The organism is Salisaeta longa DSM 21114 (assembly GCF_000419585.1).
In the GTDB taxonomy this organism is placed as follows: Bacteria; Bacteroidota; Rhodothermia; order Rhodothermales; family Salinibacteraceae; genus Salisaeta; species Salisaeta longa.
In genome coordinates this window covers 891,446-912,475 of sequence record NZ_ATTH01000001.1, presented here as the reverse complement: position 1 = coordinate 912,475, position 21,030 = coordinate 891,446, and the positions used below count along the sequence as shown (strand labels likewise).

At 63.0% G+C, this 21,030-nt stretch carries 14 protein-coding genes; 7 read left to right on the top strand and 7 right to left on the bottom strand.

The window, feature by feature from the left end; all coding sequences use genetic code 11:
* Window positions 1-4: 4 nt before the first annotated feature.
* Window positions 5-4,327, bottom strand: coding sequence for an Eco57I restriction-modification methylase domain-containing protein (locus SALLO_RS15060; protein WP_157621199.1), 4,323 nt, complete (start codon window positions 4,325-4,327; stop codon window positions 5-7).
* A gap of 313 nt (window positions 4,328-4,640) precedes the next feature.
* On the opposite strand from SALLO_RS15060, the gene SALLO_RS18085 reads away from it, so the two are divergent.
* The 3 genes from SALLO_RS18085 (at window position 4,641) to SALLO_RS15055 (ending at window position 9,129) form a co-directional block, all read left to right on the top strand.
* Entirely contained in the window at window positions 4,641-6,674 is a 2,034-nt protein-coding gene (locus tag SALLO_RS18085; protein WP_157621196.1) for a peptidylprolyl isomerase, read from the top strand.
* 273 nt (window positions 6,675-6,947) lie between these two features.
* A complete protein-coding gene (locus SALLO_RS0103830; RefSeq protein ID WP_022834997.1) occupies window positions 6,948-7,820 on the top strand; it encodes a sulfurtransferase in 873 nt (290 codons plus the stop codon).
* Window positions 7,821-8,034: 214 nt separating this feature from the next.
* A complete protein-coding gene (locus SALLO_RS15055; RefSeq protein WP_157621193.1) occupies window positions 8,035-9,129 on the top strand; it encodes an AI-2E family transporter in 1,095 nt (364 codons plus the stop codon).
* On the opposite strand, the gene SALLO_RS15050 is transcribed toward SALLO_RS15055, so the two are convergent.
* Together SALLO_RS15050 and SALLO_RS0103815 are read right to left on the bottom strand one after the other, a co-directional pair.
* The gene (locus SALLO_RS15050) at window positions 9,119-10,300 is read right to left on the bottom strand and encodes a cupin domain-containing protein (RefSeq protein WP_022834995.1); all 1,182 of its coding nucleotides are present in this window, start codon (window positions 10,298-10,300) and stop codon (window positions 9,119-9,121) included. The genes SALLO_RS15055 and SALLO_RS15050 overlap by 11 nt on opposite strands.
* 207 nt (window positions 10,301-10,507) lie before the next feature.
* Window positions 10,508-11,413, bottom strand: coding sequence for a 1,4-dihydroxy-2-naphthoyl-CoA synthase (locus tag SALLO_RS0103815; protein WP_022834994.1), 906 nt, complete (start codon window positions 11,411-11,413; stop codon window positions 10,508-10,510).
* Window positions 11,414-11,740: 327 nt separating this feature from the next.
* On the opposite strand from SALLO_RS0103815, the gene SALLO_RS0103810 reads away from it, so the two are divergent.
* On the top strand, window positions 11,741-12,190 hold the full coding sequence (locus tag SALLO_RS0103810; RefSeq protein ID WP_022834993.1) for an Hsp20/alpha crystallin family protein: 450 nt from the start codon (window positions 11,741-11,743) through the stop codon (window positions 12,188-12,190).
* A 121-nt stretch (window positions 12,191-12,311) separates the two neighbouring features.
* On the opposite strand, the gene scpB is transcribed toward SALLO_RS0103810, so the two are convergent.
* A complete protein-coding gene (gene scpB, locus SALLO_RS15045) occupies window positions 12,312-13,016 on the bottom strand; it encodes an SMC-Scp complex subunit ScpB (RefSeq protein ID WP_022834992.1) in 705 nt (234 codons plus the stop codon).
* Window positions 13,017-13,600: 584 nt separating this feature from the next.
* Entirely contained in the window at window positions 13,601-14,227 is a 627-nt protein-coding gene (locus tag SALLO_RS15040) for a Uma2 family endonuclease (protein ID WP_022834991.1), read from the bottom strand.
* Window positions 14,228-14,520: 293 nt separating this feature from the next.
* Here SALLO_RS15040 and SALLO_RS17620 point away from each other — a divergent pair, with 293 nt between their 5' ends.
* On the top strand, window positions 14,521-16,335 hold the full coding sequence (locus SALLO_RS17620; protein WP_169577879.1) for a TlpA family protein disulfide reductase: 1,815 nt from the start codon (window positions 14,521-14,523) through the stop codon (window positions 16,333-16,335).
* 350 nt (window positions 16,336-16,685) lie between these two features.
* On the opposite strand, the gene SALLO_RS0103790 is transcribed toward SALLO_RS17620, so the two are convergent.
* Window positions 16,686-16,946, bottom strand: coding sequence for a DUF4160 domain-containing protein (locus tag SALLO_RS0103790; RefSeq protein WP_022834989.1), 261 nt, complete (start codon window positions 16,944-16,946; stop codon window positions 16,686-16,688).
* Window positions 16,939-17,220, bottom strand: coding sequence for a DUF2442 domain-containing protein (locus tag SALLO_RS0103785; RefSeq protein ID WP_028566871.1), 282 nt, complete (start codon window positions 17,218-17,220; stop codon window positions 16,939-16,941). Before SALLO_RS0103785 ends, SALLO_RS0103790 begins: the two co-directional genes overlap by 8 nt.
* 837 nt (window positions 17,221-18,057) lie before the next feature.
* Between SALLO_RS0103785 and SALLO_RS15030 the strand changes: the two genes are divergently transcribed.
* Together SALLO_RS15030 and SALLO_RS17615 are read left to right on the top strand one after the other, a co-directional pair.
* Window positions 18,058-19,362 carry a BspA family leucine-rich repeat surface protein gene (locus tag SALLO_RS15030; protein ID WP_228702769.1) on the top strand — a complete coding sequence of 435 codons (1,305 nt, stop codon included), beginning with the start codon at window positions 18,058-18,060 and terminating at the stop codon, window positions 19,360-19,362.
* Between the two features lie 13 nt (window positions 19,363-19,375).
* On the top strand, window positions 19,376-20,407 hold the full coding sequence (locus SALLO_RS17615) for a T9SS type A sorting domain-containing protein (protein WP_022834986.1): 1,032 nt from the start codon (window positions 19,376-19,378) through the stop codon (window positions 20,405-20,407).
* Window positions 20,408-21,030: the final 623 nt, after the last annotated feature.

The window sequence follows — 21,030 nt, the reverse complement described above, 5'->3', positions numbered from 1 at the left end:
ACGGTCACCCCCGCCCCTCCACCACCGCAACCTCCTCATCGGTCAGGCCATAGAGGCGGTACACGATGCGGTCGATGAGGGCATCGGTGAAGGCGAGGTGGCGGTCGAGCCGGGCGGCCTCGGCAGCGTTGTTGAGGAACGGGCGAAGCTGACGGGCAATGGCGTCGTCGGTGGGATCGGGGAAGCGGGCGGCGTGCAAGCGGTCGAGCAGGGAGATGGTTTTGGTGGCGTTGTCGCGGTAGCCGCCGTAGCCGCTGCCGTGGGCGTTGAGCACGTCGATCCAGTGGACGACGAGGGCCGCTTCCAGGTCGGTGCAGCCGTGCAGGGTGCAGACGTCCACTGGGTCGGTTTCGTGGTAGCCCCAGCGGTCCAGCGCGTCGTCCGGGAGGTCGTCGTCAGCGGCGGGCTTGTAGCGGGCGGTGGCGCGGAGGGTGACGGCGGCGTCGGTGCGGGTGGCCGAGAGCGTGCCGATGCGCAGCCCGTCATAGGTCGCAGCGGTGGCGGCTAGCATGGATTGTTGCACGCCGGGGACGGGCTGGTAGCGTCCGAAGTCGACGAGCGGACGCCCGGTGGCGGCGGTGGGCTCGGGGACGTAGTCGGTGAGGTCGAGGTGGTAGGTGCTGCGCTCTGCCTTCAGGCGCGTCATCTCGCGGGCGAGGTGCGCCAGCAGGTCGTGGACGACGTCGGCCCGCTCGGGGTCGGCGGTGAGGTGCGCGTCAACGGCCTCCAGCACGGCGTAGACGGTCGGGCCGGCGTCGGCATCGCGGGCGGCCTCGTAGGCGGCGATGGCGGCTTCGGCGTGGGCGGTGCGTTCGTCCGCCGGGGTGGTGAAGGCGATGTCGCGGATGGGGACTTGTTCAACAAACTGTCCCAGCAATTGCAAATAATCGCCCCGGTACTGAACACTGGTGGCTTTGAGATAGAAATCGGCGAGTTGAGAATTGAGAATGGCGAGTAGGTAGGCATCATCTGTTGGGAGCGAATAGATCTTGTTCGTCGGGAAAATGCCTTTCCGGTCCAGATGGAATCGTCCTTTCTCCGCCAGGTCTGGATTGATGATCTTCGGCTGTTTGAAAGCCTCCTCGTAGGCTGCCTGCGGCTGCTGCAATTCGTACCATTCCTGATCGGTGGCGCGGCCTTCAAGATCCGACCGAAACGCTTGCAAATGCGCTTTAATGGCCGGGTATCGGTCGATGTCAACGCCGTGCTTCGTGTAGATCAGATAGGTTCCCGGATCGCGCAGTGCGTAGCGCCGAACGTCGCGTCCCGTTCGAACTGGATAGAGAACCTCTTCACTTTTTTCATCTCTGTCAATCAGGCGGTCTCGCGTTTCCCGGCTAATGATGAAAGCATCGTTTAACCCGCTGACGATTCCACGGAGAGGCGATCCACCAACGTACTCCCGAAGCGGGACGGCTTGCGTCTTCATCTTCGCAACGACGTCGAGGCCGGGATTGCCAAGAAGTGCCCAGCCGATTTCGTGGAGTTGTGCTTGCGAGAAGGAGACGCCAACCTGATTCACGATTGTGTTCAGGCTATCGAACGCCAGATGAGGGATCTGTGCAGAACAGCCTTGTGCATCGGGATCGGTGCCTTTCGAAAGAATGAGGATCAGTGGATACACGGTGGCCTGGAACACAGGCAGGTCACCAAAATCAATCGCCTGCTGAACGGTCGCATATTCTTTGATCAGTTCTTGAATGGGCGTTCCGTAATTGGCCCGCATCCACTTGTTCGACACGATAAATCCGAGGCGCTGTCCGTGAGCCAAGAGTCCAACGGCTTGCTCAACAAAGTAGCCGTAGAGATCCATCCGCTCGGCGTACACGTCGTATTTGCTCCGTAGGAAGTGCTTCATGTCTTTGAATGCTTCCATGCGCACATACGGCGGATTCCCAATCACCGCGTCAAATCCGGGATTGGAGCGGCGTTTGCTGGAGTCCAGATCGTAATAGACTTCGGGAAACTCCAGCTGCCAGTGGAAGACGCGCTTCTCCTGGGCAACGCGCTCGGCCGTGGCTACCGTGTCCGGAAATTCCTCCAGCACCGCACCGCCGTCCGTTCGGTACGCTTCGATCACCTCACGGGCATAATCGCGCACCAGCGTACGGCCCTTGGGCGCGTCGAAGTGCTGCGCCGTCCACAGATCCAGCAGCCGCTTGTACGGCGCCATCTTGTCCTGATACGCGCGGAACGCCGTCGCGCTTTCTTCAACATCCGTGAGCGTCGCATCCGTGTTAAAGGCCGCGTCCTGCAAGAACTGGGTGCCGCGCAGTATCTCGCCGCGAATGTTGCCGAACAGGTCGCTCTGAATGGCATCCATCACGGCCTCCACATCGGCCCCAATCAGCGAGTTGCCCGCCTTCAGGTGATGGTCGAGGAAGGAAAGCGGTGCGCCCACGGTGAACGAGTGCAGCCACAGGCTCACCTTGGCCAGTTCCACCGCCATCGGGTTGAGGTCCACGCCGTAGATGCAGCGCTTCATGACGAGGCGCTTCAGGAGCGACGTATCGCGCAGGCGGGTGCTGGCCGAAATGGCCTCGGGGCTAATGCCTTGGCGCTGGAGGCTTTGCAGGATGCGTTCGCGGATCTCCGCCAGATATTCCGTGACCGGGTTGTTTTCCGGGTAGCGGCTAAGGATCTGTGCGAACTGTTCGGCGAGATAGTCGGCCGCGTGCACGAGGAAGTGGCCGGAGCCCATCGCCGGGTCGCACACGCGCACAGTCAGCAGCGCGTTGAGGGCCTTGCGACGCGGCGTGTCGAGCTTGGCCCGGACGCCGCGGTCGGTGGGGGCCCGTCCGTCCATGATCTCCGCGATGCGCGCCATGGCCGCAGCAAATTGCTCGATGCGGCGCTCCACGATAGGGCCGAGCGTGTGCTCCACGATGTACTCCACGATGTAATGCGGCGTGTAGTACGATCCGGTCTTTTTGCGCTCGCCCTTGTCCGTTTGCAGGTCGAGCGCTCCGTCGTCGGTGCGCACCAGGCGGTGTTCGAGCAGCCCTTCGTAGATGGAGCCGAGCTGGCGGACGTCCAGCGCCTTGTAATCCACCTGCGGCCCGGTGGGGTTGGTGTGGGGGTCAACAGCGGTGAGGTTGACGAGCGCGCGGACGATGTAGCGTTGGCCGATGGTGTGGTCGTCGAGAAAGGCGTTGGCCGGATTGGTGGTGTCGAACAGGCCGCCGTTGTACGCCGGCACATCGAATGTGGGGTCGCCCTTGTCGATGGTGCGCACGAGCGCCTGGAGGTCGTTCCAGAAATCGGAGTGGCGATCGCTGAGCGGGCTGCCGCCGGCCAGGGCGCGTTGGGCGCGGGTGGCGAGGCGGGTGAGGCTGTGCTTCTGGTAGCCGGGATTGTCGAGTGGCAGCAGGGTGCGCGATTCGGCGTATAGGAGGAACAACAGCCGGTAGAGCAGGCGCAGCGTGGCACGGTAGACGGCCTCCAGATCGGCTTCGGGGTCGTCTGGATTGTGCTCGCGGCGATGATTTTCGTACAGTCCGGTGGCCAGTTCGAGAAAGACCTGATCGAAGATGCGATCTTTGAGTTCGGCCTCCAGCTCCTCGGCGTAGCGGTCGGAGGCGGCGTACACATCCTCCAGGAAGGTGGGGCCTTGGGGGGTTGGGGTGTGCGCGGCGGCGCGGAACAGCGCATAAAATAGGCGGAAGGCGTGCCGGGCTTCGGACTGTTCCTCGGCCGTGCCCTGGGCCAGGCGGCAGATGTGTTCGAGGTTGATCTCCAGGTACGTTTCGAGGCGGGACGGGGCCTTTTCGTAGTAGAGCCGCCAGTGAGAGCCGTTGGTGAGTACGCCCCATGCGACGCCGGTGAGGGTGACGTAGTCAATGATCTGGAACGACGGGTTTTCCTGGCGCATCTTTGCGCGGCCGTCGCGGCCGGGAGCGGGCGCCGGGCCATCGAGCGGGCGGCCCCAGTACTTGGCGTCGGCGACGGCATCGGCGTAACGAAAGAGGTCCGTTGCATCGTCATTGGATTGCTGGCGGGCGGTTTCTTTGCGCTCGGCCGAGCGGAAGAGGGCATAGTCGGGGCGTCCCCGGCGGCCCTGGCGTTGCGCATGCGGCTGCACCTCGCGGGCCCATCCGAGGATGTCGAGCACCGGCCGGATGAACTGATCCTCCGTCTGGCTCTCGTTCCAGTTTCTTGTGTGCGCCGCGTGCTTCGCGTACAGCGCGCAGACATCGGCATATGCCGCGTCCGCATCGTCGTGGAGCGCCTGTACGTCATCTCGTTCCGGGAAGCGCTCGGCGAGGTAGTGGTCGGAGAACAGGCTGCGGTTGTCGACGGCTTTGTCGAACAGTATGGGTGTGGGCACGGTGCGGAGGGGCAAGGCGTGGACATGCGACGATTGGGGTAGGCAGTATACGCTCGCCTACACCGATAATATCCGAAGGTGCGTGGAGTATTTCAACGCGATGGTTTGCTCAACTGCACGTACAACGTGCCTAAACTGCAAATCCACGCTACGATGCGATCCCCCTGCACGGAGACAAACGATCCGCTGCGGCGATTGCCGCGTTCGTTTCCTATTCGCAATCCCCGCCTCGGGGCCCATCCACTTGCGCGTCGGGGGCGCTGTGCCGTAGGTTGCGCATCGCCCCGATACCCACTCATTGGCCGCCGCGCGCATGCCTCGATTGACTCGCCTGCTGCTCATCCTCGTCGTTTTTGTTGGCGGCAGTGCCTGCACATCGTCTCCCCCCAAGGCCCCGCCGCGGGCCGCGGTGCTTACCGATACCACGCTGCAGCGCCTCGTAACGGCACAGCAGGCCCGCAACGGCGCCGTGCTGCGCCGGGCACTCCAGCATCCGTCGGCCACGGTACGGGCGCGGGCTGCGCTCGGACTCGCGTCGGTGCAAGACACCACGGCCCTACCGGCGCTTTTCGCTGCGCTCGCGGATTCGGCGGAAGCGGTGCGGGCCTCCGCGGCCTTCGCGGTGGGGCAGCTGCCGCCGGCACGCGTCTCGGCCGCGCCGCTGTTGGAGCGATTGGCAACGGAATCGTCGGCGCGGGTGCTGGGGCGCTTGTTGGATGCCCTTGGCAAAACCGGCAACGCGTCGTCGCTTGCGGCGCTCATGCAACGCCCTGTGCCCCCCGAGGCGGCAGCCGACCAAGCCCGGGCCGTCGCCCGCTATGGCATGCGGGGCATCACCGATTCCACGGCCACCGTGTGGGTGCTGCAGCACCTGACGAGCGACCGTCCGGCGGTGCGAACGATGGCGGCCTACGCGGTGGGGCGCATGCAAGACGTGAGCGCCTGGGCCGCGGCGGCCGATGCCGTGCGCGGCGCGCTGGCCACGTACGCCCCGTCTGATCCCGCGGCGGCCTATCTGCTGCGCGGGCTCGGGCGTCTGGCAGCGCCGGAAGACATCGGCCGTCTGGTGGAATGGACCCAGGCGGGAACGCGGTGGACGATCCGCGTGAACGCGGCCCGCGCGCTTGCGCCGTTTGCTGATACGGCCCGCGTGCAGCGGGCGTTGCTGCAGCTGCTGGACGACGGATCGACGCTCGTGGCGCAGGCGGCCGCACAGACGCTCGCGGGCACTGGGGCGTGGACGCCGGCGCACAGTGAGGAGGTGGAGCGCTGGATTCGTACGCACCGCGACTGGCACGTCATCGCCCCGTTGGTGCGCGGGCTGGCGCGGAACGGCGCGCCCACGCTGGTGTGGGACCGGCTCAGCGACTGGCGGGCGAACGCGCGGTTTTGGGCGTACGCCGCCGGGGTGCCGGCCCTGGGCTGGCTGCCGTCTGATACCGCCCGCACGGTGCTCCTGGCGGCGGCCAATCATCCCACGGTGCGTGTGGCAGCGGCGGCGGTGCGGAGTCTGGCGGATCGCTGGCAACGGGGCGCGCCGGATACCACGCGGGCCGCGTACTTTCGGGCCTTTGCGGAGGCCGTGCAGCGTCGCGACATTGCCACCGTCAACGCTGGCGCCCGGCCCCTGGCCGATGCCCGCTTTGCCGCGCTCGGTGCAGCCGACACCCTCGCAAAGGTCTACCGCTCGCTCCGCACCCCAACCGACATTGAAGCCATGACGGCGCTGCTCCGTGCGTTGGGCGCCGCCCCCGATACGGCCGTTGCCCGTCCGGTGCTGCGTGCGGCCCTGCGGCATTCCCATCCCGTCATTCAGTCGGCCGCCGCGCAGGCCCTCGATACGACGGTGACGGCCGCCCCGGCTGCGGTGGAGACGCCGCCCATCGACTGGAACGCGTTGCAGGCGTTGGGCCCTCGGCCGCGGCTGGTGCTCGCCACCGAGCGCGGGCGCATCGTTCTCCAACTGTTCACGCCGCTCGCTCCGCAGACGGTGCAGGTCATCACGCGCTTCGTCCGCGAAGGCCGCTATGACAACGTTCCGTTTCACCGCGTCGTCCCCAATTTTGTCGTGCAAGGGGGCGACTTTGCGCGGGCCGACGGGTGGGGCGGTCCGGGCTTTTTCTTGCGCAGCGCCTTCACCGGGCACGGCTACACCCGCGGCACGCTGGGCATGGCCAGTGCGGGAAAAGACACCGAGGGCTCACAATTTTTCATTACGCACAGCATGCAGCCGCACCTCGACGGGCGCTACACGGCCTTCGGGCAGGTGCTTACCGGGCAATCGGTGGTGGATCGTTTGGTGGTGGGCGACTCAATTCTGAACGCTACCGTACAGCCCACGCCGTAACGGGGCGCTCACACAAAGCTGTAACGAAATCGTGCATGCGCTGAACCTCACGCGGGCTGTGCCGTGTGAGCCCTCGAAATCTCTTACCAAGCAATCGATGCAAGATGCCACGCCTCACGCCCTGTACGTGTTGTTGTCTGTCCACCGGGGCACGCGTGGTAACGTGCGGAGCCGCTCGCTGAGCGTCCGCGCCTTATTGCACCTGTGTGCCCCTTACGGCTTGCCGTGAGGGGCTTTTTGCATTCATACCCAACGCATACATCCAACCGCCTTATGAGCGCATACGCCCATCCCGACGTGCTCGTCGCTACCGACTGGGTAGCCGAGCATCACACCGAAACCGAAGACATCCGCATCGTAGAGTCGAACGAAGACGTGCTGCTCTACGACACCGGACACATTCCGAACGCCGTACACATCGATTGGACGAACGACCTGCAGCAGGAGGACGTCCGCGACTTTATCACAGCGGATCAGTTTGCTGCGCTCTGCGCATCGAAGGGGATCAGCAACGACACCACCGTGGTGTTTTACGGCGACAAGAACAACTGGTGGGCCTGCTACGCCTTTTGGGTCTTTAAGCTGTACGGTCACGAACACGCCGTGCTGATGGATGGCGGCCGCAAGAAGTGGATCGCCGAAGACCGCCCCTTGACCAAGGAGACGCCGTCGTTCCCGGAGGCAACGTACGAGGCCCCCGCGGGCCCCGACTTGTCCATTCGGGCGTTCCGCGACGAGGTGCTGTCGCATCAGGACGCCGGCGGCCCGCTCGTGGACGTGCGCTCGCCCGAGGAATTCCGGGGCGAGAAGCTGCATATCCCGGGCTATCCGCAAGAGGGATCGCTGCGCGGGGGCCACATCCCGGGCGCACGCAACGTGCCGTGGTCGGAAGCGGCCGCCGCGGATGGCACCTTCAAGTCGCGTGAGGAGCTGGAGGAGCTGTACCTGCAGAACGAAGGGCTGTCGCCCGACACGGAGACGATTGCGTACTGCCGCATCGGCGAGCGATCGAGCCACACGTGGTTTGTGCTCAAGTACCTGCTGGGGTTTGAGAACGTCCGCAACTACGACGGCTCGTGGACCGAGTGGGGCAACCTTGTGGGCATGCCGATTGAAAAAGGCGACGCCGCGCCGGTCGAACGCTAAAGGCTCGAACGTTAAAGGCGTCGGCTACACGGCACGAGATCCAAAGCGCTGCTGGGGCATCCCGGCAGCGCTTTCGGTTTGCAAACGGAGCCGGTGTGCCCGGGCTACTAGCCCGCACCTGTATCCGTTATTGCAAAAATAACAAAAGCAAGAAGCGACAGGTAGCATTCGTGCGTGGAAACACCTTTCTCCAACAGCAGGTAGCGCACGCCACTTGCCTGTTCACAATGAGATGGCCTCGATGGAGCACCGCGCTACGTCCCTTTCCCTCCGGCGGATCGCCAGCATCATTGCGCTGGTTTTGCTTGCGGCGTTCATTGCCTACCTGGCGGTTCGGCTGGCGCACGTACTGCTCATCGTGTTCTGCGGACTCTTAGGCGCGGTATTTCTGGGCGGCGTGGCACGCCGTGTGCAAGCTGTCACAGGCCTCCAGCGGGCGTGGGCCCTCGGTAGCGTGCTCCTGGCGCTCGGCGGGTTGGCCTCGGGGATCGTCCTCTACACGGGGCCCGATCTCGTCCGGCAGGTCACGCAGCTCATCAACCAGCTGCCCGCGGCCCTCACACGGTTGCAGGCCCTGCTCGATCAGTATCCGTGGAGCACCGCCTGGTTTGGGTCCAGCGGCGTATCGGCCCTGCTGCCCGCGGCGTCGAACGTGGTGCAGAGCGTCACGAATGTGTTCTCCACCACCCTTGGGGTGCTGACGAACGTGTTCATCATCAGCGCGGTGAGTATTTACGGGGCGCTTCGGCCGTCGGCGTATGTGGAAAACACCGTGATGCTGGTGCCGCCTGCGCACCGCGAGCGCGCACGGACGGTGCTGCATGCCTTGGGCCGTGCGTTACGCTGGTGGATGGCGGGCCGCTTTGTGATGATGGCGGTGGTGGCCGTCTTCACGAGCACGGGCTTGTGGCTTATTGGCGTGCCGTCGCCGCTGGCGCTCGGGCTTATTGCGGGCGCTGCGGACATCGTGCCGTACATTGGGCCGATCGTGGGCGCGATTCCGGGATTACTGGTGGGGCTCCTGGCGGGCCCCGAGACGCTCCTGGCGGTTGCCCTCCTGTATGGGGTTGTGCAACTGCTGGAGAGCTACCTGCTTAACCCGGTCATCCAGGAGCGCGCGGTGTCGCTGTTGCCGGCGGTGCTTATTTCGGCGCAGGTGATGCTGGGCGTGCTGGCTGGTCCGCTGGGCGTGCTGTTGGCCACGCCCCTGGCGGTGTGCATCATCGTGTTGGTGCAAATGCTGTACGTAGAAGACGTGCTGGGCGATACGGTGCACGTGCTGGGCGACCACAAGCCTGCTAATCGGTGAGGGCATCGTCGGGCGATACGAACGTGAACACGCGTTCGGTAACGAGCGCCGCGAGCACGTCCACAAAGGCGTCGTGGTCCATGTACGGGGCAAGGAGCGCGGCGGGAATGTGCATGCGATCGGTGAGGAAAGGTCCCATAAACGCGTCGGCCGCGTCGAGGGCGTACGTCGTGCCGTTGGCCGTGAGCACGACGGAGCCGTTGGGGCGCTCGGTGTACACGATGCGCGCGGTGTGATGCCGCTGAAGGCCCCGCCCGGCGCCCACGTTCTTTTGCACGTCGGCGGGTGTGCATGGCGGATCCAGCGGCTCCGGGGCTTGGGTGCGCGTGGCCCACAGGCCAATCCACCGGCGGATGCGCTCGGCGTCGCTCGTTGCTTCGCTAAACAGCGCCCGGAAGCGCTGCACGACCTCGGCATCAACCTGCCCGGGGTGCGCCGTGGGCATCAGGTCGGGGTCGCGGTAGAAGAGACGCTCGTCAAGGTCATCGTACGCAAACTGCGCAAAGTCGTAGAGGGCCTCGCGCACGCTCGGCGCCCGAAAGCCAATGCTAAACGTCATGCAGTCGTCATCGCGCGAAATGCCGTGGTGCGCCACGCGCGGCGGCAGGTACAGCATGTCGCCGGGCGTCAGGTCGTGCGTCGCCGCGGGGGTAAAGTCGGCCAGCACGCGGAGGTCGGCGTCGGGCACCAGCGTCTCGTCCACGACAGGCTCTGCGCCGATGTGCCAGCGCCGCTCGCCGCTCATCTGTAGCAAAAACACGTCGTAGTGGTCAATGTGCGGACCCACGCTGCCCCCGCGCGGCGCGTAACTGGCCATCACGTCGTCAATCCGCCAATCCGGGATGAAGCGAAAGCGGCTGCGCAGCTTTTCCACCGCGGGCAGCAACCGGTCCAGCTGTTGCACGAGTAGGGTCCAGTGGGTCGCGGGCAGCGCGGCGAAGTCTTCGGGCGTAAACGGGCCGTCGCGAAGGGTCCAGTTGTGCGCCTCGGCCGAGCCCTCGATGAGGCGGCTTTCCACGTCGGGTTCGCACGCCAGCCCGGCCATCTCGTCGGGCGAGAGCGGCGGCTCAACATCAGGCAGCGCATCGCGGATTACGACGGGGCGCTTTTGCCAGTAGGTCGACAGAAATTCGTCGGGCGTGAGGTCGCCCAGCGGAGCGGAGACGGGCATACAGCGGGTGTGCGGTTATTCGGGGGGAGTACGATGCGTGGATCGATTTAGGCTGTGCTTAAAACACCTCGCGGACTGCGCCCGGTTGGACAGCCGCTGCTGCTGCGTTGTTCTGCATCGCGGTAGGCTCGCTACCCCTGCTTCGAACGCCGTGCAGCTCTGGCTTCGCCCTCGGGCACGCACTCACGTTGATTTTTCAAACACAGCCTAGTAGTGCCAGGGCACATCCGACCAGTCGGGGGGGCGGTTTTCCAGAAAGGCATCGCGGCCTTCTTGGGCTTCATCGGTCATGTATGCCAGCCGTGTGGCCTCGCCGGCGAACAGCTGCTGCCCCACCATGCCATCGTCGGCGGCATTGAAGGCGTACTTCAGCATGCGGATGGCCGTGGGACTTTTGCGATTGATTTCTTCGGCCCAGTCGAGGGCTTCGCGTTCCAGGTCTTCGTGCGGAATGGCGGCGTTGGCCATGCCCATGGCTACCGCTTCTTCGGCGCTGTAGGTTTTGCCCAGAAAGAAAATTTCCCGGGCCCGCTTTTGTCCCACCTGCCGCGCGAGGTAGGCCGAGCCGTAGCCCGCGTCAAAGCTCGCCACGTCGGCATCGGTTTGCTTAAACTTGGCCTGTTCGCGGCTCGCGAGGGTCAGGTCGCACACCACGTGCAGGCTATGTCCGCCCCCCACCGCCCATCCGGGCACCACGGCAATCACCGCCTTGGGCATAAAACGGATGAGGCGCTGCACCTCAAGGATGTGAAGGCGGCCCAGCTTGGTGGCGTCGGCCCCGTCATCGTTGGCCTCGTCATCGTCGGCATACTGGTAGCCGTCTTTTCCGCGAATGCGCTGGTCGCCGCCCGACGAAAACGCCCACTTGCCGTGCTTGGGCGAGGGGCCGTTGCCGGTAAGGAGCACGCAACCGACGTCGGGCGTCTGGCGGGCGTGGTTGAGCGCTTGGTAGAGCGCATCGACCGTTTGCGGACGAAACGCATTGAGCACGTTGGGGCGGTTAAACGCGATGCGCACCGTGCCGTGGTCTACCGCGCGATGATAGGTCACGTCCTCGGCTGCAAAGCCGTCGACGGGGGTCCAGCGAGAGGCATCGAAAAGCTCGGAAATCATGAAGCAGACCGTTTGGAAAGCGATTGGACGAGGACTAGAGCAGTGGTGGCTACCTTCGAGCGGAGGCGCAGTTTCTACGGGCCGTCTGCCCGTTTGGCAGCGTCGCACTTCAAGCTGTCAGGCGGAAGCCGTGCGGGGGTGTCAGGGTGTGAGCGGCGGCTGTCAATCTGATAGCCCCGCGGGGCCTCCGGGCTGTAGTCTTGGCACCGGAGCGTCGCTGGTACAGGGGTTGTAGTTTAGTTGGGCGAACACATGAAGCGCCGGGCAGCCCTTTGATGCTGCCCACCAAACCACCACCGAACAGCGAACCAACCGATACAAAACATCATGACCAGCCTTGTACGCGCACGCAACCGCAACATGAATTCGCTGCAGCGCGAAATCGATCGCCTGTTTGAGAACTTCTTCCCGTCGACCAGCGGGCCTGAGAACAATGACAGCGGCTCGCAGGCCGTGTGGGCGCCGCGGACGGACCTTACGGAAACGCCGGAGGCGTACCGCATTGCGCTCGACCTGCCCGGTATGTCGAAGGACGACCTGAAAATCAACTATAAAGACCACACGCTTAGTGTGAGCGGCGAGCGGTCGAGCCAAACGCGCGCCGAAGATGAGGATGTGGTGCGCGTGGAGCGGGCCTTTGGCCACTTCTACCGTTCGTTCACGCTGCCGAACACGGTAAACAGCGACGCCATTGAGGCGACCTATGAGAACGGCGTCCTCACGATTCACGTGCCGAAGGCGGAAGAGAGCAAGCCGAAGCAGATTACGATCAACTAACCACGCGTCGCACGCTTTTGACGCTGTACGACTGCCCCGCGAGGCGTTTTCTCGTGGGGCAGTTTTTTATGCACTCACGGTACGTACCCGACTAGGCGCGGCTTGCCGGTACGTGGCCGGTCTACGCATTGGCGGTGCCATTGCTGGTAGAGCGGTCATCATCCGGACGGGCATCGTCTGTAGGGGCGTCATCAGACGCTGGGCCGCTTGCGGATGCCGCTACGGCTGCTTCGGCATCGAGCTGCAGGAGCTTGGCGCGCTCCTCGTCGAAGGACGGATCGTCCAAAATCTCGCGGACCTCGCGGATCGTTGGCAGGTCGCCGAGGTCGTTCAGTCCAAACTCTTCCAGGAAGTGATCGGTGGTGCCATAGAGGAGCGGGCGTCCTACGGCATCGCTGCGGCCCTGCACGTCGACGAGGTCGAGCTCCATGAGGCGGCGCAAGGCATAATCGGAGTTGACGCCGCGCACAAAATCCACCTCGGGGCGCGTCACGGGTTGCCGGTAGGCGACGATGGCGATGGTTTCCATGAGCGAGCGCGAGAGCGTGGTGCGCTGCTCGCCCACGTAGTACGCGTTCACGAACGGGGCGACGTCCTCGGCCGTGGCCATGCGATACCCTTCGGCCCACTGCTCGATGCGCAGCGCGCGGCCGTCGGCTTCATACGATGCGTTCAGGTCGTCAACCGCCGCCCGCACTTCCTCCACCGACGACGGCGGCCGGCCGGTGACCTCGGCCACGATCTCGGCAATCTGCTCAGGCGGCACAGGGGCCTCGGCCGCAAAGATAATCGATTCGGCGGCGCGTTGCAGCGGGTTCGTCTTCATGAAACGCAGCGTTCGTGGGAGAAACAACAACCGAGCGTCGTACCGCTTCGGCATCAGGCGTGATTCTAGGCTGTATTTGAAAACTCGAGTTTTCGGAAGCAGCGTCGGATGAAGGCCAACTTGACTACCGCTAGGTAGCACCGGGCATACTTCTCATAGCGGGTGGCCAGCCGGCGGCACGCCTTTAGCCATACGGTTGGTCTCTCAATCACATTTCACTTTGCATAAACCGTTTTGTCAACTACCAGAGGCTGCGCTTACTCTCAATCGCTCTCAATTACTCTCAGCTGTAAGGGATTGGTGATCTGGCGACCGCGACAAATCTCTCGGTTCCCGACATGAGCCTTGACATCCATGGAGATCCCTTGTGGATGGAGCCCCCTTCTGTAGACTGTAGACTATAGGGCCACGCAGACACGTTCAGCCTTTCATCATGCACCGAGCGTCTGAGACAACTTACGACTTCACGCAGATTAACGACGAGGATCTCCGGGTGCCGCTGCCTGCCTCCTCGCCGACCTGACGCCAACCCCATCAGGTGGTGGAACCCTGACCGGTCCACAACCCGCACGTCAAGACGCTTCTCAAGACGCCTCCAGATCCTCGTCCCCCTCTGTGCGTGCTTCGTCGTCCGGTGCCTCCGTCACCGCATCCACCAGCGTGTACACGTCCGCCATCGGAATCTGCACGTCCAGCGCATCGCTCGTAAGCGTGGCATCGAGGCCACGAACCAGGGTGACGCGCCAGTCCGTCTCTGAGCGGTGGTAGCGGACCACCAGCGCCTGCGCCGGATCGATCAGCCAGTACTCCTGCAACGCGTCGAGCGTGAGGTACGCTTCCAGCTTCTCCGTGGCATCGCGGCGTTCGGTGCTCTCGGACGTCACCTCCACAAGCAGCAGCGGATTCCGGAGCGACGACGGGGTTTCGTCCGTCATCTCCGGTGTGTCGCACACCATCACCACATCGGGGTAGACATAGCGCTCATCCAGAGAGACGCGCTGGTGAGACGTGACGCTCCGGCATCCCCGCGATGCGGTTTGCGTGTGGAGCGCGGTGCGGACGTTGTCTTTGATCTGATTGTGGTCCAGCGATGCTCCGGCGAGCGCGTAGGTGCGCCCGTTCAGGTACTCGTAGCGGACGTCGGTCGCCTGTGCGTCGCGCTCCAGGTACTCGTCCAGCGTGTGCAAGCGTCGGGCGGTTGCGGTGGCCATTGGATTGTGGGTTGTCGTGACGCTGGCGTCCATGTCGGTACGAGGCGGGGCGTGGGGGGATCCGGAAGCAAATCGCACACTGATGTTTTGCGAAGTTGCGATTCAGAAGATTGGTCTATAGGTTACATACTTGATGCTCTTCTTTTGCTCAATATCTCAAAATTCTATCTCGTATCATGTACTCCTTTCCATTCGAGGGTGAACAGTCTCACGTGATCCGGTTGTGCCGCGTTGGTTTTTGTTCCCGCAGTAGGCGTTTTCCGCAGTTCCATATGAACGGCTGCAGCCAAGTTGTGCAGGCTTCTTCAAACCTGGCTCTCGCCTTCCTCCTGGCCCTCCTACCGGGAGTGCTAACTCTCACACAACCGATACAGGCCCAGCCGAATCCCGTCCTTGAGGGCACCATTACCGGGCCGGGTGGCGAACCAATGGAACGGGCCGATGTCAGTGTGTACGCACCGGGTGGGATCTATGCGCCGCGTGATGGCGGATTGGCACGGGTTGGTCATCAGCGCCTGTCGGAGACAGCCCCCTTTCGCGTCTCGGTAGACACCACGGGCATCGTGCATGTCAAACTAACGGGTGTTCACCACCGTCCCTTGTCGTTTGACACCTATGTTGCAGCGGGCGATACGGTGGAACTTGATGCGCGTCTGGCACGGTATCCCTCTCCAGACTCGTTGACGGGGCTGTTCATCGTCGGGTCGTTCAACGACTTTCGGTTTGTTCCTTTTCGGTCGCCTCCCGGTGGTGTTGCGATGACGCGACAAGACGATGGGACGTACGCGGCAACCGTTCCAACACCGGGCGACTCACTGGTTTACCAGGTGAACGGCCTGACCGAGCACCGCAATCCGATAAACGCCTTTCCGATCTTCTTTTCGTGGTCTGGCACCTCGTCCGAGGCAGAGGCCGTTCTCCAGCGAGCAACCTACCGCTCGGTGCAAGCCACGCCGAGCGATTCGACGCGCATCGTCTTCGACCCGTCCGCCACGACCGGCGCTTCCGATCCGCCCGTCCGTTTCGCACCAAAGGCGCCTTTTGATGCGGCGGCGGCACCCGTGCTTCGCTTTCAAGACTCGACATCCGTAGCTGCCCGCTTCGCGTCGTACCACAGGGCGTACATTCGGGAATTGAGGGCATACATGCGGTTCATGTGGAGGGCCCGCCAAGATTCCAGCCTCTCCCCGGATGCGTACGATGCATCCGGATTTGAGAATACGCTCGATGAGGCACTGTCGTACGATGACTCGCCTGCGGTGGTCAATGCGATGCTGGTCCTCCATCTGTTTTGGACGCCTGAGCCTACAGCGGCTGTTGCCCAGCGTGCCTTGGCGTCTCTACCGGCAGATACGCCGCTTTGGAACTACGTTGCCTCCGATCTCCCGAGGCCAATTGGGTGGGGATTGGTGGGCGCCACGATGAGCGCCACGGGACGACCGGATGCGTACCGGGCGTACGCGCATGACGTACTGCGGACGAATCCAAGTCGCATTGTGCGCTCCGATCTGCTGTATGCGTTGACGCGTCAAGCAAAAACCACGGGCGATCGCGATCGGCAGCACATCTACTACACGTGGTTGCAGGAGTCGCATCCCAATGCCTTGGTGACAGAGATGGCACAGCGCCGTATCAATCCGCTGGCAGACCTGCGCCCCGGTGCCACGGTTCCATCGTTTGAGGTCCCCGCTCTTGCCGACGCCTCACGCACCTTTACCCCGAAGACCTTCGACGGGCAGTACGTCCTGCTCGACTTCTGGGCGACGTGGTGTGCGCCGTGCATCGAAGAATTTCCGACGCTGAAGACCGCCTACGACCGGTTTGCCGATGACGGCTTTACGATCCTGAGCCTGTCGGTCGACGAAAGCCGCGAGACGGTCACGGAATTTCTTGCAGACTACGACCAGCCGTGGCCGCACGCCTTTGTACCTGAAGGATTGCAGAGTGATCTGATGGCCCGGTTTCAGGTCGATGGCGTCCCTACACTTGTTCTCGTCGCGCCGGACGGCACCATCGTGTCCACCGAACGGGATGCCCTCACCGGTGAGGCGCTGTTGGACACCCTGGAGCGCGAATTGGGCGAGGGCGACGTCTCATCCGAGCGCTGACTCACCCTTCGCGAAGCTGTTCCCATCGCAGACCTGACAGGCCTCCAAGGTTTGTCAGGTCTCCACACGCCTCTACGCACGCCCCAGCCGCCACCGCTCCACCAGCAGGTAGCCCGCCGGAATCACGACGAGCGTCAGCAGCGATGGGAAGGTCTTCCCACGGCCCGCGGCTAGGGTTCCAGGTTAGGAGATAGTTTGCCATTTCAGCACGTATTGGTGGAGCGGCATAACGGACTAATTCACCTGCCGTGGGCAGCGTCAACCTACGAATTGAGCAAATGAGACACTACCGAATGAATATGATTACAGCCCACGGCCAGGTGCAATGGGGGTTATAGCGCCTTTTGGGCCTATTCGAGCGGCTCGATCCTTCCCGTCGGCTCCAAGTTCTTCGCGCGCTTCCACGCTTCCCTCAGTTCCGCACGATGCTTCCCGGCCCACTCATAGACCAACCCCAAGGCGCGACTCGGCAGCTCACCCGCCATTACATCCAACGTGTCAATCGTGATCAGTGCCTCGTCTCCCGCATATTCGGCATGGAAATGCGGCGGATTATGATCGTCGTAGTACATCTTGATCCGCACGCCGTAGAACCGGCACAGCTCAGGCATGGGTCGTTGACTTCAGCTTCGGGAAGATCTCTTCTGGGGATTTGCCCGTCAGCTTCATGTACGTCGCGTCCGGGCACAGCTCGACCTCTTCACTCCAGCGGATGGCCCCATCGTCGGCGATGCGGACGTTCTTCCACTGCTCATCATCATCCCAGAGCTTAAATACCCCTTGTCCGGCGAGGTGGGACACGTCCACTTCTCCTTCGGATCCGTCCGCGTAGCGGATCCAGACGCGGTAGTCGGCAAGCGCTTTGACTTCGATCGGCTTAAACATATAGATAATCGACTGTGGAAAACGAAGCAACGGATGAACGCACCGCATTACGGACTCGTTTCTAGGCGCTATAACGGTTGAGCTCACCGGCGGTGCTGAGGCCATGCTTCGCGGTGAGCAATCGAGACGCGGCGGTCGTCTCAATGCGCACTCGGACACCGTCCGGTGCAACGCCGTGTTATGCCAATCGATTTTCTCAAAAGAATTTTTGTCACGATAGCTTCGATTGAATCCTCATAATCCGATTCTGAAAGGACTCTCAGCTCTTCTTGTAGCCACTCAGAATCCCACAAATTCCAACCGTGGTCTTCAAAGATTGCAGCTATCTCATCACGCTCATTGTAGATATTTCCTGCAGCCAAGCAAAGTGTGACTTTAGGGTCCGGTCGGCATAGGCCGCACTGAGTCATTTGAAGCACAAGACGATTCAACACTACTTTGCGCAACACGTCCTCGTTGAACAGCTTGTAGCGGCTTGACTCTGTCTCGTTGGTACCATCAAAACCACTCAAGGGCCACGCAGACACGTTCAGCCTTTCATCATGCACCGAGCGTCTGAGACAACCTGAACAAAACGGTCGCGTGTGGGGCGCGCTCCTACAGGGCGTGCCTGCTTTTCTCGTCCTTGCAAATCGCTGTTGCGGCTGTTATTGTATGCACATGCCTCCGCAAGACCTGCACCTCTTTGGAGCGGCCCCCGGCCGTCTGCTGTGCTCCTGCGTAGGGCTGCCATTCCGCTTGTCTCACGTTCCTGTGCCTTTGCCCATGCCGTACCGCTTCACGCTGCATCGTCTCATGCCGAACTGCCTTCGTTCCTGTGCCCGCTCCGGTTGGCACGTGCCCCTCGCCGCGGCCCTGCTGCTCGTGGGCCTGTTACTGGTCGGTCTGCTGCTTCCCACACCTGCCACTGCGCAGAGCAACCCCGACTTCAAACTCGCCTCTAACGAGGTAACAGTAACGTGCGACGCGGCAGACGTGGGCGACACCGGTGAGGTAAACGGCACCGTCTACACCAAACGCCGCTCCTACGAAATCACCACGGCCAATGCCGCCACCACCTGCACGAGTGGCATCACCGATATGAGCGCACTGTTTAGTGGTAAAACGTCCTTCAACGGAGACATCAGCACGTGGGACGTCTCCAGCGTGACGGACATGAGCTCCATGTTCGCTGGAGATTTCGATAACCCTACGAGCTTCAACCAGGACATCGGCGGGTGGGACGTCTCCAACGTGACGAATATGGGCGGCATGTTCAGTGAAGCCACCGCGTTCGACCAGGACATCAGCACGTGGGACGTCTCCAGCGTGACGAATATGAGCTTCATGTTCAGTGATGCCTCCTCGTTCAACCAGGACATCAGCGGGTGGAACGTCTCCAACGTGACGACTATGCGCTTCATGTTCAATTCTGCCGGCTCGTTCAACCAGGACATCAGCACGTGGGACGTCTCCAGCGTGACGACTATGGGCGGCATGTTCCAGCTCGCCACCGCGTTCAACCAGGACATCGGCGGGTGGGACGTCTCCAGCGTGACGACTATGGGCGGCATGTTCAGTGAAGCCACCGCGTTCGACCAGGACATCGGCGGGTGGGACGTCTCCAGCGTGACGACTATGCGCGGCATGTTCACTGATGCCTCCTCGTTCAACCAGGACATCGGCGGGTGGGACGTCTCCAGCGTGACGGATATGGGGACGCTGTTCTTTGGAGCCACCGCGTTCGACCAGGACATCGGCGGGTGGGACGTCTCCAGCGTGACGAATATGAGCTTCATGTTCAATGAAGCCACCTCGTTCGACCAGGACATCGGCGGGTGGGACGTCTCCAGCGTGACGAATATGTACGGCATGTTCACTGATGCCACCTCGTTCAACCAGGACATCGGCGGGTGGGACGTCTCCAATGTTGACGACTCGCGTTCTTTCGATGACTCCTTTGAGGAGATGTTTGACAACAGCGGCCTTTCCACGGAAAACTACGACGCCCTGCTGATCGGGTGGAGCCAACGCAACCTCACCGATGGACTCACCTTCGGCGCCGGTACGATTCAGTACACGCCGGCTGCTGCCGCCGCTCGGCAGTCGATCATCGACGACCACAACTGGACGATCAACGACGGCGGGCCGGTGGACGATTAACGACACGGGGCAGGTGGCTCCCTCTGTCACACGCACCGATGGCACGGCCTACGATCCATCGGCCCCGGTGCCCGGGACCAGCCGCAACCCGGTGGGGCGGCTTACGCTTACCGCCAACGTCACAGGTTCGAGTGTAAGCGCCCTCACCATCAGTACCAACGGCGCCGGAGAGGGCATCGAAGAAGTGAGCCTGTGGACCAGCGCCAGCGCAACGTTCGACGCCGCTGCGGCCTCGCGCCAGGACCAGCAAACGCTGGACCCCGAGGCGGCCATCCCCGCCACGATCACGTTCAACGGGCTTAGCCATTCGGTGCCCACCGACGGGACGTACCTGTACGTTGTTGCCGATCTGACCGCAGACGCTGCCGGAGATGTGCAGTTCTCGCTTGCGTCTGCCTCCGATCTCACCATCACAGATGGCACCGTAAGCAACAGTTCAAGTGACTTCCCGATGCCCTTGTCCAGCGGCTCGCAACCGCTCCCGGTGGAACTGTCGGCGTTTGATGCCCAAGCCAATGGCGAAGCCGTTGCACTCACCTGGCAAACCGCCGCCGAGCAAAGCAACGCGGGCTTCGAGGTGCAGCGGCGCTCGAATAGCGCGTGGGAAACGCTCACGTTCGTCGAGGGCGCAGGCACTACGTCGGCCCCGCAGAGCTACCGCTTCCGCGACGCGGCCCCGCCCTTTGCCGACGTGCTCGTCTACCGCCTGAAGCAGATCGACACCGACGGCAGCGCGGCCTTTTCGCCGGAGGTGGTCGTCCGCCGTGGCCCCGGCTCCGAGGTGCAGCTTGCCGCGCCGTTTCCCAACCCCACGCGGCAGCAGGCCACCGTGCGCTACGTTGTGCCCGGCGGCCCAGCGCAACCGGTGCGACTCGACGTCTACAACGTGCTGGGGCAGCGCGTGGGGACCCTCGTGGATGAAACGCAGGCTCCTGGCCGTGAGGAGCTGACCCTCGACGCCTCCGGCTGGGCCAGCGGCGTGTACTTCCTGCGGCTTCAGGTGGGCGAGACGATGCGCAGCCAGCGGGTGACGGTGGTGCGGTAACCAGGCGGCGAGTGGCCGTAACCGGGCGAGCGGCGGTGCGCCCGTGAGACGGGCAGCGCAGGACACACCAGACCTGTCAGGTTTTGAAGACCTGACAGGTCTTTGTATGCACCATCAGAGCGGTCCTCGTCGCAACCGGAGGGTCGGCAAGGCCACTGCAGCAAGGCGGCTGCAGCGCTTGAAGCAAAGCAACGCGGGCTTCGAGATGGAGATGAACCCGGTGCCGCATGCGCCCCGAGGTGGAGGCCCGTTTATGGATTAGGCGGGCCGTGGCCATAAGCGATGGACTGAACGCCGCCAAGCAACTCTCAACTACTCTCACTAGCTCTCAATTACTCGCAGCAACTCTCACTGGCTCTCAACCGGCGCCACACACGTTGTGCGCTTCGCCCAGGATGGATGCTGCGTTGCATGTGCGCTTAGCTACCGATAATGAACGTTAGCAAAACTTAGCATGCGGTGGTAGAGAGAGGACGACCCCGCACACGCGGGAAGAGCCGCCGGTCGGCAGCTTTGGGTCGACCATAGCACGCGCCGCGAGCACGCTGGAGGCCCACCAGCTGCAAGACCTTGCCGACGAGATTGCCGAGATCGAACGGATCGCCGCGCCCTTCGGCATCCCG